This is a genomic window from Campylobacter avium LMG 24591 (assembly GCF_002238335.1).
Classification (GTDB): domain Bacteria; phylum Campylobacterota; class Campylobacteria; order Campylobacterales; family Campylobacteraceae; genus Campylobacter_D; species Campylobacter_D avium.
In genome coordinates, this window is sequence record NZ_CP022347.1 from 539,923 (window position 1) to 553,958 (window position 14,036).

Genomic DNA, 14,036 nt, shown 5'->3' on the forward strand with positions numbered 1-14,036 from the left:
TTTAACCCTTTCTTTTTTGCTTTCAAATTAGCTATTTTCCTTAATACATTAAGAAAAGGATACACAGGACGGTCGCAATGTACTTTAATTTTGAAAATTACGAAAGCAAGGGTGGTTCTAAGGAGCATTTTTTAAACTCCTTTACTAAAAACTACGACTTAGAAAATGATACTTATGAAAGAGTGCAAAAAGGCATAGAGAACTTTAACAAAGAAAACAATACAAGCTTTGATTTGTACGATTATTTAAAATTTAACTCAAAAAAGATTAAGTTTAAGAAAAAAGAGCCCTTGCAGGAGCAAGGCAAAGAGGATTTAAAGCAAGAGCTAGCCGAGCAAAAAGAGCCTTTACAAGATGAGAATTTAGAAGAAAACAAAAGCTTTAAACGTAAGCATGATTTAAGCAAAGAAAGCGAGATTTTAAACGATACTAGCTTACTAAGCGATGTAAAAAACTCCTTAAAAAGAGGTGCTGAGACCTTAAGCGATGTTGTAGGTCTTGATGAGTTGGTAAATTTTGATAGTGATATAAAGTCAAAGGCTGATGAAAACATCAAGGATTTAATAAAACAAGGTGCAAGTTACGAGGACTTAAACGAGCTAGAAAAAAACTACCTAGCAAATAAAGAAAGCAGGGAAAATGTAAGAGATGCCACAAATATCTTTTCAAAAGAAAAAAGCATAAAAGGCCTAGCCTCACTTTATGGTACTAATGAGGAAGAAAAAGCTAAAAAGGCTTTTGCTGAGATGAAAAGCACACAAGAAGCTTTAAGTAAAGAAAAGTTCGAGGATTTAAACGAGCAAGAAAAAGAATTAATCGATAAAGAAAGAGGAGCGGTAGAAAGCTTTTTTGTGAATTTAAGAGATGATGAGTATAAACAAAAAAGCTTTGATGAGCTAAAAGAAAAGTATGAAGCTAAAAATTTCATAAGCAAGGATGTTTTAAGAGACTTAGAATTTCTTAAAAACATACATCAAAGCAAAAGCGTGAGCTCTCTTATCTTATCAGCGGATGAAAAGGAAAAGAAAGACTATGAAAACTCTGTTTTAAACATAGCCTTAAATGCTGGTTTTGATGATGTTTTGGTGGATGAAAAAGAAGGCAAGATGTATTTTGAAAAAGAGGGTCAAAAATACCTTGTAAATGAGGGCTTTTTTGATAATTTTACAAATACTCTTTTGGCAAATACAGGAAGTATCACAGGAGGGCTAATAGGTGCTGCAAAGGGTGCAAGCTCGGCTAAAAGTCCGCAAAGTGCTTTGGCAAAAAGCATAGCCTACTCAGCCCTTGGCAGCGGCATTGGAGCAAGCGCGGATGTTTTGGCTACAAATTACTTGCTAGATAGAAAAAACCGCTTTGATGAAATGCTGCATCACGCCTTAGAAGAGTCCGCACTTTCAGCCGTAGGTGATGCTTTGGTTCTAGGGGCTAAACCGCTTTTAAAAACAGCTAAGGACAGTATAAAAGACTTTGGCAAGATACTTGATTACACTCCTTTAGTTTCCACCACCAAAAACTTTCCTACGCAAAATATCAAAGCAGCTCAGGATTTGGTTGAAAAATCAGTGCCTACGCAAACGCAAAAAGAATTAGATGAGTTTTACAAAGCTTACGGCGGAAGGAGTGATTTAGCCGATAGCAAGGCACTTGATGCTTTGGTTGATACCTTTAAAGCTAAATTTGGCGAGGATAGTTTTATAAGCAAAAATACACAAAAGCTAAACGACATCTTAAATCTAAATTCGCTTTCAGCTAAGCAAAACGCCCTTTTTGAAGCCATAAGAGCTGATGAAAGCGGCTTTTTACTACCTTACATAAAAGAGGTGGCCTCTTATGATGTAAAGGCTTTTAAAAACCTTAAAAATATCCTAAATTTAAGCACGGCAAAGCTTGAAAGCTCTCTTAAAAATCTTAATCTAAACAAGGGCGATATTAAAAATATACTTGATGAGCTTGAAAGTGGCACCAAAGACAGCTACAACGAGGCTATGAATGAAATTTTAGCCAAAACTTACGATGATAGATTTAAGGTAGTGCTAGGCGGTGGCGAGGCAGAAGAACTTTTGCCAATAATAAAAGAGTCGCAGTTAAAAGACTTAACAAAGAAAAATACAAAACTAAAAACAGGACTTTTTACAAATAATAAGATAGCTGAAATTTTAGGGCTTGATACTAGCAAAGATATTTTCCAAAGCATACAAGGCGATAAAATTATACACACTTTAAACAGACATGGCACAGATTCTAACCTTGTCAAAAAAAGCGGACAAGAGGCTACGACTTATGAAGATATAGGGAATTCTCACAACATAGTAAATAAAGCGGATTTATATGCGATTAAACAGGTAGATGATGTTAAAATTTTACTAAGTGCAAAGCAAATAAACGGACACCACATTATAGTAGAAAGTGTAAGCACAAAGAATAATGAACTAAAATTCAAGAGTTATTATAAAGAAAAAGGCAAAATCACAGACAATAAGGACTTTATGAGCTCACCGAAGATACTAACTCCACAAGGTGAAGCGATCACACCTCTTAGCCAAAAGCCAAGCGTTTTCTTAGATAGCACTTCGGCTTCAAACAATTATACAAAATTTAGAAAAGATTTACAAGAGCAAGGGCTTTTAGATGAAGAGGCTATGAAGTTTTTAAACTATGTAGAAAGCACCATTTATAATCCAAAGGGAGTTACTTTTACTCAGCTAAATAATGCCTTAAAAAACATCAACTCCTTTTACAAGCAAAGCACAAACCCGGGCTTTAAAGAACACATCAAAAACGCAGTCCAAAGCTTTTTAAGAGAGGATATAAAAAAAGGCATAAATGAAATCTTTAAGCAAGATAAAAATTTATACGCAAAGGCAAGTAAGCTTTATGAAACTTCACTAAGCGAATACGCCCAGATGAAAGAATTACTAAAAGCCTCAGCTTACAAAAAGGCAAGAAATGAAAGCACAACACAAGAAAAGGCTTTAGATGAGCTTATAAAATACTCCAAAGGACAAGGAAAAGATGGGCTAAACAATCTTGACTTTTTAAGGGCTAAGCTAGATGAAAAAGATGTAGCCATTTTAGAGATGAATTTATTAAACCGCCTTTATGAAAAAAGCATAGCAAATACTGATGAGAGCTTAAGGGTTTTTGATAGCACTAGCTTTTTAAATGAGCTTAGCAGCTTACAAAACAATGCCTTTAAAAGCAAGGAAGCAAATGAGTTTATCGAGCTTGTAAAGGGCTTTGATAAGCTTTTTAAAAATGACGCAAAAATAGCCTTAGAACTAGCACCTGTTACGGCTAAAAAAGAAGGCTCAGCTCTTGCAACCTCCGCAAAGGGTGCGGTTTTGCAAAAGGTGGTTAAAAGTGGCTTTGATCTAGTCTTTAGAAATTTAGGGCAAAATGTGCTTTTTGGTGCTTTTAAAGATAGCATACAAGGAGCGGCTTTAAGGTATCATCTTAAAAAAGCCCTGCAAAAAAGCGATACTATAAGCGAATTTAACAACACCCTAAGACAAAGCCTAAAAAAAGGCACTTTTAACTCCAAAACAAAGGAGCTTTCAAAAGAATTTTTAAATGAAGTAGATAAATTTTCTAAGTCTTTAGATGAGGAAATTTTAAAGGATACAAAGCTAAGTGATGAAAGCTTAAAGGATTTGCCCAAAGAAAACATAAATAAAGAAGTGGCAGAGGCAACACCCTCCGATACCACTTCACAAAGGATTATACAAAAAATAAAAAATGAAGTCAATGTTAAAGATTTAAGCCAAAACCAAAAAGATATTTACGATGTGATAGTTGGAAATAAGGATAAGGCTATTTTACAAGGTAAGGATTTAAACGATATTTATACCTTAGAAAAAGGAAGTCGTAAAGCAGGTTTGCATAAAATTTTAGTAAAACACGCAGGACTTGAAAAAACAGGCGGTTTAAGCACTGATGAGCTTTTAGATATGCAAAGAGTAATTAAAGATGGAGATTTAGACAGAGAAAGTTTTACACAATATGATAATTTTGTAAGATATGCTTATAATTTAAAAGAAAATGATGTAAATTTAAGACTTGTAGTTGATGAATACAAAGATGGTAAAAAGATATTTGATTATTACAGCGATAGAAATTTTACAGATTTTAAGGGTGTTTATAGTCCTGAACTACCTAACACCCAAACTAATTCTACCATAGATAAAGCCCTTTTGTCAAAGGCTCAAAGCAAATTTAAATTTGATGAGAAAAAAGCAAGTGATTTACTAAAATGGCACAAAGACTCAAGCCCTATCACAAAAGATAAAGAGGGCTTACCTAAGGTGTTTTATCACGGAAGCAAGGTAAAAGGCTTAAAGGAGTTTAAGAGTGAATTTGATGAAAGCGGTTTTGGCTTTTGGTTTAATGCCAATGAAAACAGAGCCAAAGCCTTTGCTAGAAGCAGTAGTGATAAGCTTTATCCTGTCTTTTTGTATATAAAAAAACCTTTTGATTTGAATCAAAGCATTAATACTAAGAATGTCAAAGAATTAAGCGAACTTCTAGGTGAGGATTTGCATAAATATGTAGCTACTAACAAAGAAAGCTTACAAAAGGAATTAGATAAGGCAACAAATAGTAAGGATTTTGCAGTTATTGAAGGTAGAGGACTAATGCTTGAAAGCAACAAAAAACCAAGTGAATATGCGTATGCTTATAACGGCAAGTGGTATGTCAATTTATATAATGAAACTGATTTACAAAGAGAGGGGTTACAAAAGCTTTTACCTTTTATGCAAAAAGCCCAAAACCTTAATCAAACTAAAACAATCACTGAACTTTTGAATGAAAAAGAAATGGGAGAATATCAAAAGAATACTCATAGGTTTTTGCAGAATTTAAAAGCTAAAGGCTATGATTCTATTTTACCAAATGGAAAGGCAAGCGATGATGATATTATCGTCTTTGACTCTAGCCAAATAAAACACATAAAAAACAAAGGCTCTTACACAGATGTAAGCGGCAACATCACAAGCACAAAGCCAAAGGATACAGAGGCAGAGCATAGATATTTTAATGAAAATAGCCCAAATATTTTTTACTCTAATAGCCACATCGGCACAGGCTTAGCAAGTGGCACTCTCGCAGGAGTAGAGACCGATGAAGAGGGAAATGTAATAGGCTTTGACCCGCAAAAATTCGCACTGGGCTTTTTAGGAGGCAGTGCGGGTAGTATAGCCTTTAAAAAAGGCAAGGATTTTTTAGATAAAAATCCTAAGTATAAAGAAGCTATTAAAAAAGAATTAGCCGATACTTTAGCTAAAGGCTGGGAAAATGCTAGCACTAAATACCCGCTTTTAGATTTGATAGTAAAACCACAATACATTATGCAAAATGAAAAAGGACGGGTAGCACAAGCAGGGCATTTGATAAAAAAGATAGAAAAACAAAATCTAGAGCATACAAAGCAAGATATTATCAAAGATTTAGACAACTTCATAGCTGAAAATATACCACAAGAACTAAGCAAAGAGGAATTTTTGACTAAAGGCTTAAACGAGGTTATCAATAAAGAAAATTTTGTAAAACACCTATCAAATAGCCAAGATTCTTTTATGCGGTTAAAATACTTAAATCTTGTAGAACCTACAAAGCAAAGAGCTAATATAGAATTTACACAAGGAGAACGCAAAGGCTATATTAAGGCTTTCAAAGATGAAAATAAAAATTTATTTTATGTCTTAATCACAGAGGATAAAGATAAGCTTTTAATAACAGGTATCCCAACAAGCAAAAAGCGGGAAGTGATAAGACAGATTAAAAAAGCAGATTTTATAACAAGGCGTATGGACTCTATTGATACCTTAAGCCCGACCGCCAAAGCGACTGCAAAAACAGAAAATGTATCAACTTCACAATCTAATTCTACCATAGATAAAGCCCTTTTGTCAAAAGCACAAAGCAAATTTAAATTTGATGAGAAAAAGGCAAGTGATTTGCTAGAATGGCACAAAGACTCAAGCCCTATCACAAAAGATAAAGAGGGCTTACCTAAGGTGTTTTATCACGGGAGCAAAGAAAAAGGCTTAGAGGAGTTTAAGAGTGAATTTGATTCTAGTCAATGGGGCTTTTGGTTTTCAAGCGATAAAAACTTTGTAAATGATGTATATGCTGATAATAACAAATCACAGCTTACCGAAGCTTTTTTAAGCTTAAAAAATCCTCTTGATGCCTCACAGCCTTTTAAGGCAAAAGAATTAAAAATTTTGCAAAATATATTTAAAAATGTTTTAGATAAAGAAAGCATAGAAAAATATAAACTTTTATCAAAACATTTTAATAAGATGAAAAAAGAAGCTTATCAAAAAGGATATATTTTTGATTCTTATGGACAAGGGGTATTTGATTTTAAAAAAAGATTATCAAAAGATAAATATTTAATAGATGATTTATATGAAGAATGGGTAATTTTAAGTGACAAAGAAAGAGGAGGCTATGCAAAAGATGAACTTAAAAAAGCCCTTGATGAAAATATAGAGATTTTTAAAAAAGATGATAATTTGTTATATATTTTAGAACAACATAGCTATGATGAAATAATAAGTTTTTCTCCTCAACAGCTAAAAAATATATCTCATTCTGCTTTTGTTTTTGATTATTTTGCTACTAAAGAATTAAGAGATATAGTTCATTTAAATAGCGAATTAGGTTTATTATTAGGCATCAAAGGCAAAGCACAATATAGCGGTGTCAATACAAGAGAACTACTTAAACAAGCCAAATATGATGGTATTAAGCTTAATGATGAAGTATTTGTAGTCTTTGACTCTAGCCAAATAAAACACATAAAAAACAAAGGCTCTTACACAGATGTAAGCGGCAACATCACAAGCACAAAGCCAAAGGATACAGAGGCAGAGCATAGATATTTTAATGAAAATAGCCCAAATATTTTTTACTCTAATAGCCACATCGGCACAGGTTTAGCAAGTGGCACTCTCGCAGGAGTAGAGACCGATGAAGAGGGAAATGTAATAGGCTTTAATCCGCAAAAATTTGCCCTAGGCTTTTTGGGAGGAGTAAGCGGGAGCGTAGCAGTATCAAAGGGCTTTAAATTAGCCAAAGCTAAATATTACGAAAAGAATTTCAGCAAATTTATCGATGATGTGAATAAACAAAAGCATAAAATAAAGCCTAGATTTGAAATAACAAAAGAGCTAGAAAAAGAATTTAGAGAAAATAAGGTCAACGCTTCAAAGCAACTTTTAGAAAAACTGCATATTGAGGATAAAATTTATGCAGATTACATTACTTTAGCACAAAAGCACCCCGAATATTTTGCAAATCCTATGGAGGCAAAAGCCCTAACAGAATATATAGCACAAAATCCTAGCACTGCTATACCAGCTACAAAAAAAGATTACGAGCTTATTTTTAGCGAGATAAAAGGCGGTAAAGGAGTGTTTGCTTTGGATTTGGAATTAAAAGGTGGAAAGCACAGAATACGAAGTTTGCATTTAATGAAAAATTCGCAATACAAAAAGAAATTACTAGAAGCAAAAAAGCTGGGAGAGCCCGTCCTCCAATTCTCGCATGTAAATTCTAAATGAAAACACCCTCGAGGTGGTGGCAGGTGTCGCCAATCCTGCTTTCAGCTTTTTAGTTAGGCAATTTTAACATATTAAAGTTAAACAGGTTTAAAAAACTTAAGAGAATTTTTGATAGCGAGATACTTTATTAAAGGAGATGATAAATGAACTATTTTAATTACTACAAATACATTGCTAAAAAAGCAAGGCTAAAAGTCTTTCTTTTTTCAGCAAGAATCGCACTTAAATACATAATCTCTTATCCACTGCTTGTGGTTGTTTATTTGCTATTATTACTACTTGGCTTATTGATTAGTAGAGATATGTTTAAAACTGAAGCGTTTAAGGAGATAAAACAGGGCTTAAATATTGTGGATTTTTTTAGAATGCTAACAGAGGGCTTTTATCTAGAGTATAAATGTCAAAAGTGCGGTAAAATAAGTGGTTTTTCCGCAGACAAAAAAAAGCTAGAAGCAAAGCGTGATAATGCTAATTTAGAGTTCTACTGGTATGATCCAAAGCAAAAGCTATGTTTTAGATGTTTTACAAAGCAAAAAAAAGAGGCTAACGCTAAGGCCTAGTGTGTATTTTATAAGCCCTTTTATGATGAAAATAAAAAGCTTTTAAATTTGTTTGGAATTGGTGTTAATGGCATTTGCGTGATATTTGTCTTTGTGCTTGAAATTAAGATAGGCTTTTATCGTTGTTTTCAAGCATTTTAACAATCATAAAGCCCGCAACACAAAAAGTGATTAAAGCAAAACTTGCACAAATCATTCCTATCATTGTAAATCCTCAAGTTTATTTAGATTTTTTGATAATTTATAAGTGTGAAGCCAAAAATTCCAAAGATAGCAGTTAAAAAGGCTAATATTAACGCTTTTAACACATCTATTTCGGCTTTAATGCGTTCTTTTTGGCTCATTATTCCACCCTTGACACAAACAATCTTTCTAAGCTTAAGTGCTAAAGTTTATTATTTTTATCTTAGACTTGCTTTTTTGAAATACTATGCTTAAAGAACCTTGCTTTAATAAGTAAGTATTTGTGTGTAACAAATAAGGCTTATTAATGCCTAGTTTTGCATTTAAGCATAAAGAATTTAACTTAAAAATCACATCAGCATTAGCATTGTAAGCCTGTCTAATCTTTAGCTTTGTTTCTTCATCAAATTCATAAACATTAAATAAAATATCAGGGCTATTTACTTGCAAGTAAGCCCTTATTTTCTAGCTCTTTTAAGGCTTGTTTTATATCCTCAGCACTAGGGCTTTGTATATCTTGCCAAAACACAGACTCAACAGGCATAACATCGCCTATTTCTAATTTATCCCATAACTCATCGTGCGTTTTTTTAGACAAGGTGCTTGATTTTTGATTATAAAAAGTATGTATTACCTTGTCTAAGATGCTTATCTCTTGTGGTTTAAACTCATCTAAGCAAGGCTCTTTTAAAGAATGAAAGCATATTTGTTTTTTACCATAAGAAAGAAAGGAAAAAGAATGTATAATGCCTTTATTTTCAAGCTCTTTTAAAAGTTTATCATAGTTTTTTGGCACAGGACCTTGTGGGAGTTTTATGTATTCTAAGGTGCTAAGGTGTTTAGCATACTTATACATGTATTCTTTGTCAGCAAACCATAAAATCTTTGCTAGTTTTACCTTGCTTAGCTTTTTAGGTTCAGCTTGAAAGGCAGAGATGATATAATTTATAACTAAAAAAGCCTTAGACATTTTAAATCCTTTTCTTAGCTTATTTTATCATGCTTTCTAGCATTATGCTTTGTCTTTTCTTAACATTTCTATAAAAAGGCTTAGATTATCTTTTAAGAATTTGCCTAAAACACAGACTATTACAAATAACACGACTTTATCTAATAAAGAAATATAAAAATAAGCCTTATCTTTAAAATAATAATCTAACACTACATTTAAGATAATATAAAATGCAATCCAAAGAAAAAAGCAAGAGCTAAAAAAGATTTTAACCAAGTTTTTACTTAAGCTATTTAAGATTTTAGTGTTATGTAGGATTGCCTGTGCATCGTTTTCTTTTTTTTCATTATTTTTTATCTCAATAAGTTCTTTGGATATTTTGTTTTGCAGTTTTAATTCTTGTAATTTATCATTACTAGCTAAAGATTCTATACTTTCAGCAAGATTAGCATTTTTTGGGATTTCATTAGACATAAGCTGATATTCCTAATTTTTCTAAGCGGTATTGCATAGCAAGTGGTGATACATTAAAATAACTAGCCATAGAATCTAAGGTAAATTTTAAGCCTGTGAGCCTTAAAACTTCATCTTGTGGCATTAAGAGATTTGCGGCGAAAAAATTTGCCTCTATTTCTTTTATATCTATGCCTTGGGAGCTTGTAGTATCTCTTTTGCTTATATGGCTTGTGCCGTCATTATGAAGTATGTAATGCCCTAGTTCGTGTGCTACAGAAAAAACCTGTCTTGTGATGTAGTCTGTTTGCTCTATAAAAATCTTTTTTTCTTTGTAAAATATCTCTCCGCTTACATCTCTAGGCAAAGAAGCCGTAAAAACCTTTAATCCCATAGCTTTAGCAATAAGTATAGGGTCAATAGGGAAAAGCTGATTTGTAAGCTTTCTTGCCTCATCTGCCTTTGCTATAATTTTTGCCTCATTCATTGCCTTGCCTTGAACTTATTTCAAAACTATTTTAGCATATTCTAGCTTTAAGCAAAGCTTATATTTATTTTTTAAGCCTTTTTTTATACCTTACTTTTTCATTAAAATTTAGCAAAAACAAGGATTTTAATGTTTGCTTTAGCACAAATACAGCCAATATGTCAAAAAAGGAGAAAAAAGATGGGAAACATACTTTTAAACACAAGTGCATATGAAGTAGATACGGGGGGGGGGCTTAGGTATTTTGAAAAAGCATTTTTTCTTGAAAATCACCCTGTTACAAATGAATATTTTACGCACATACCTCTAAATTCTAAAATTTTTGTTAAAAAGATAATAGTTTATTCTAACGTGCGTCGCCCAGAGTGGCAATACGCTTATGTTGATATTATGTCTTATGGTAGGGTAGTAGACCAAATGACCTTACCTCCAGCTAAAACCATAATGTTTAAAAGAGAAAATTTTTACCACGATATAAGGAGTGAGCATTTGGGTATAAGAGGTGCTTTTAGGTTAGGATTTAATGGTAGAAATCCCATTTACTCTAGCTATTACGAAGCAAATAAAACATTTTTTTCTTGTGATATGGAGATTTATTTTTGATTTTTTATAATTTTTAAAAGCAAAAAGAAAACGAAAATCTTGAGCAAAGTATGCCTACAATCATTTTAGGCACAATACCTACAACACAAATAGAGACAATATAAAAGGCGGATTTTTTGAAACCTTTAAAAATCCTTTGTTTGTGGTAGAGCAAACAAGAGAGGGAAGCCACAAGCCTAGCGTGTATTTTTATAAGCTCATTTTTCGCCCTCCTGCAAAGCCTTAATCTTTTGAATTTTTATCTCGCATTGTTTATAGTGCAAAAACAGCGTAGAGTAAGCGTTTATAATGTCTATATCATTCTCAACAACAGGCTTTTTAAGCTCTTCAAGGCTTAAGAGCTCGGCTGGCACTTTTTGCTTTATAGTCTTAGTTTGCGTTAGTATTTGCCTTTGTCCACAGCCTAGAAACAACATCGTTAAAAAGCTTAGTAAGATTATTTTCCTTACTTTTATATACATATTCTTTAACCTTTATGATTTTTTCTTGCACTTCTTTTTCATCCTGCCTAGCCTCACTTAAAAGCCTAAGTTCTTTTTCGTGCCTTTTAAGGCTTTCATTTAAGGAGGCTTCTAAGCTTTTATTAGCATTTATGGCTAAATTTAGCTCAAGATTAAGCCTTTCATTGTCAGCTTTTAAAGCTTTGATGTAAAAAAGTAAGGAGACAAAAGCAGAAAAAAGTAAAATGCCTAAAATTATCTTTAATTTCATAGCTAAAGTTTAGAGTAAAACGCCCTATTTTCTAAAGGGTTAATAATATTTCGGTAGGTCGGGCAGGCCCCGGCCTGATGATGGCAATAAACCTAACTTCTTGTTAGTCTTATAATGCCGTTTATTATGCAGTAAGAAAAAAGCTCCCAAGTTCCAAAGCCACTTTGAGCTATCCTAAAATTAAAAGGACTTGCAAAAGAGCTTATGAAATTTGCACCTTGCACGAAAATCACTCCTGTTTTACCTTCACAACCAGCAACCGAAACGCTTGTGATTTGCTTTGCAGCTGTTAAGGTAAGTTTGAAATTTAAAGCCGTTCTAAAATCAATTGCCGCGACATTTGTAGCTAAGACCTTGTAAGCGTAGTTATACCTAGCATTTACATTATTTATACTAGTTTGTAAGCTAGTAGCCTTTGTGTTGATTGTGTTTGTAAGCTCTGTATTTGTCTGTGTTATCTTGCTGTCTAAGTCTGTTTTAGCACTGTTTAGATTGTTTGTTAGCTCAACTTTTGCCTCGTTTAAAGCGGTGCTAAGCTTAGCACTTTCACTGGCAATTAACTCCCTTAAATCCTTATCAAGCTTACTTAGTTTATAATCGACTTTTTTAACTCTAGCGTAAAAGTCCTTTAAAAGCGAGTTATACCACCAAAAAGGCTTGATTTCCCTTTCTAAAAGCTCGGCATTTGTGATTTTAACAAAGTCTAAATTTATGCCTTTTTTGCTAAAAATGTAAGGATTGCTGTCATTTTCTACACTATGATAAACCTCGCCAAGCTTTGCGTTTTCTCTATCCGTTTCAATGCTCGTGTGAGCGTAAGTTGGGGTCTTAAAGGCTATTTTTTTCCACTCAAAGACTGAATTTGGCTCCTCATTTTTAGGTAAATAAATATAAAGCTCGTCCTCACTTTCTTTATACCAAACATCGTAAGCCCTTGCATAACGACTTGAAATCTCAAAGCTATCATTATCCTTAAAATGCGCATTTTCTTTTAGGTAATTTAGCCTTAGCCACTTATCCTCGTAGTTTTGCGGTTTATACGCATAAACTTCGCCTGTGTAAAAGCCGTCCTCGTTCTCATCGTCATTTTCATTTTTAAAAATAAGCACATTTTCTTTTAAAATGCTAGGCTCTAGCTCCTGTTTATACTTAGCCTCCTCTTTTGCCTCGCTTATCTTTTTAAAAACCTTATCCGTGTTAGTTTGCAAACAGATATAAAGCTCACTTTCATCACATTTAAAGTATAAATCACGCATTAAAGCCTTGTTTGCGATGTCCTCGCTATCATCCTTTGCAAGTTCAGGAAAATCACTGCCCTTAAATTTAGTATAGTTAAAAACCTCTTCAAGCTTTATCCACTCATTAGCCTCGCCCTTGTTTGCGTAAATGTAAAAGCTGTTTGTGTCTGTGTTTTGCCAGATGTCGTTTATCTCTATCACATTTGTATCGCTTGCTTGTGGCTCGGTATTTTGCTTAAATCTTACTAGCTTTTGGTCAATTTGCACCCAGCTTTTATTTTCTAGGTAATACACCTGCATAGGCTCACACTTAAACCATAAATCCCCAAGCTTTGCCTGTGCTAAACTAGGCTCAGTATTTTGCTTATACTTAGCCTCTAAGACCTTTTCATTTACCTTTAAAAACTTAAGATTTAAGTCGCTATCCTCTCTTAAGCAAAAAAGCTCATTGCTTAAATTTAACCATAAATCGCTAAGCCTTGCTAAGTGCTGAGGGTAGCTAGTGCCGTAGTGTGAAAAGAAAGGATTTTGTGTGTAAGCTCTTATAATGCCTTGCTTGGTATCAAGCCATAAATCACTAAGCCTTACGCCGTCCGTGTTTGTGGGCTCGGTGTTGTTTATAAATTTAATGCTGGTGTATTTTTTATCAAAGCTTAAAATCTTTTCATCTATCAAGCTTAAAGCCTCATTTGCCTTTGTTAGCACTTCAGCTGCAAGGCTTTGAAATTCTTGTAAAATCTCTTGCTTTTTGCTTTCTAGCTCTGTTATTTTGCTAGGGATTAGATTTAGTGCCTCTTCTATCTTTGGCAATTCTTCCTCGCTAACTTGCTTTAAAAAGGCTAGTTGAGTTTCAAACTCCAAAGACTTTGTTTTGATTTCATTTAAAAAGGCTTCACACTGCGTTTTTATCTCGGTATTTTGCCTGTGAAGCTCGGCTGCATCCTCTGCATTTTCTAAGCTCTCATCCTTAGCTGTGTTTGTTTGTTCTAAAAGGGCGTCAAATTGGCTTAAATACTCCTTAGCTCTTGCTTCAAAGCTTCCTTTTTTGTTCTCAAGCTCAGTTATTAAGCTAGAGCACTCATCAACCAAAAAGGCGTAAGTATCCTCTAGTGCCTTGTGAGATGTTAAAATTTCGTGTAAGGCTAGTAAGGAAAGTTTGATTTGCTCTGTGAATTTAGCATTATCATTTAAGGCACTTGTGATTTGCTCTAAAAGTGTTTTTTCTTGCTCTTGTGTATTTGGCTTTGTTCTAAGCTCTAAATTTTCATTGTCTAACAT

General features: G+C 33.5%; 10 protein-coding genes. 3 read left to right on the forward strand and 7 right to left on the reverse strand.

From position 1 onward, the window contains the following. Positions 1 to 77 precede the first annotated feature (77 nt). Both CAV_RS02810 and CAV_RS02815 read left to right on the forward strand, forming a co-directional pair. Positions 78 to 7,571 (forward strand): ADP-ribosyltransferase-containing protein, encoded by a 7,494-nt coding sequence (locus CAV_RS02810; protein WP_094752807.1) that lies wholly within the window; start codon positions 78 to 80, stop codon positions 7,569 to 7,571. 143 nt (positions 7,572 to 7,714) lie between these two features. Then, positions 7,715 to 8,131 (forward strand): hypothetical protein, encoded by a 417-nt coding sequence (locus tag CAV_RS02815; protein ID WP_094324998.1) that lies wholly within the window; start codon positions 7,715 to 7,717, stop codon positions 8,129 to 8,131. Between the two features lie 378 nt (positions 8,132 to 8,509). On the opposite strand, the gene CAV_RS02820 is transcribed toward CAV_RS02815, so the two are convergent. The 4 genes from CAV_RS02820 to CAV_RS02835 are packed head-to-tail and all read right to left on the reverse strand — an operon-like array spanning position 8,510 to position 10,206. After that, positions 8,510 to 8,764: a hypothetical protein gene (locus CAV_RS02820; protein ID WP_094324999.1), complete on the reverse strand. Its 255-nt coding sequence runs from the start codon at positions 8,762 to 8,764 to the stop codon at positions 8,510 to 8,512. Continuing rightward, complete coding sequence (locus tag CAV_RS02825; protein WP_094325000.1) at positions 8,751 to 9,284, reverse strand: Panacea domain-containing protein; 534 nt, start codon at positions 9,282 to 9,284, stop codon at positions 8,751 to 8,753. Before CAV_RS02825 ends, CAV_RS02820 begins: the two co-directional genes overlap by 14 nt. A gap of 42 nt (positions 9,285 to 9,326) precedes the next feature. After that, a complete protein-coding gene (locus CAV_RS02830; protein ID WP_094325001.1) occupies positions 9,327 to 9,740 on the reverse strand; it encodes a hypothetical protein in 414 nt (137 codons plus the stop codon). Continuing rightward, positions 9,733 to 10,206, reverse strand: coding sequence for an ImmA/IrrE family metallo-endopeptidase (locus CAV_RS02835; RefSeq protein ID WP_094325002.1), 474 nt, complete (start codon positions 10,204 to 10,206; stop codon positions 9,733 to 9,735). The genes CAV_RS02830 and CAV_RS02835 overlap by 8 nt, the downstream gene beginning before the upstream one ends. Positions 10,207 to 10,386: 180 nt before the next feature. Here CAV_RS02835 and CAV_RS02840 point away from each other — a divergent pair, with 180 nt between their 5' ends. Next, a complete protein-coding gene (locus CAV_RS02840) occupies positions 10,387 to 10,809 on the forward strand; it encodes a hypothetical protein (RefSeq protein WP_148131215.1) in 423 nt (140 codons plus the stop codon). A gap of 197 nt (positions 10,810 to 11,006) precedes the next feature. On the opposite strand, the gene CAV_RS02845 is transcribed toward CAV_RS02840, so the two are convergent. The 3 genes from CAV_RS02845 to CAV_RS02855 all read right to left on the reverse strand — a co-directional run bounded on the left by CAV_RS02845 (position 11,007) and on the right by CAV_RS02855 (position 14,036). After that, positions 11,007 to 11,162 (reverse strand): hypothetical protein, encoded by a 156-nt coding sequence (locus CAV_RS02845; protein ID WP_245807426.1) that lies wholly within the window; start codon positions 11,160 to 11,162, stop codon positions 11,007 to 11,009. 16 nt (positions 11,163 to 11,178) lie between these two features. Next, positions 11,179 to 11,520 (reverse strand): hypothetical protein, encoded by a 342-nt coding sequence (locus CAV_RS02850; protein WP_094325005.1) that lies wholly within the window; start codon positions 11,518 to 11,520, stop codon positions 11,179 to 11,181. 92 nt (positions 11,521 to 11,612) lie between these two features. Then, positions 11,613 to 14,036, reverse strand: coding sequence for a hypothetical protein (locus CAV_RS02855; RefSeq protein WP_094752809.1), 2,424 nt, complete (start codon positions 14,034 to 14,036; stop codon positions 11,613 to 11,615).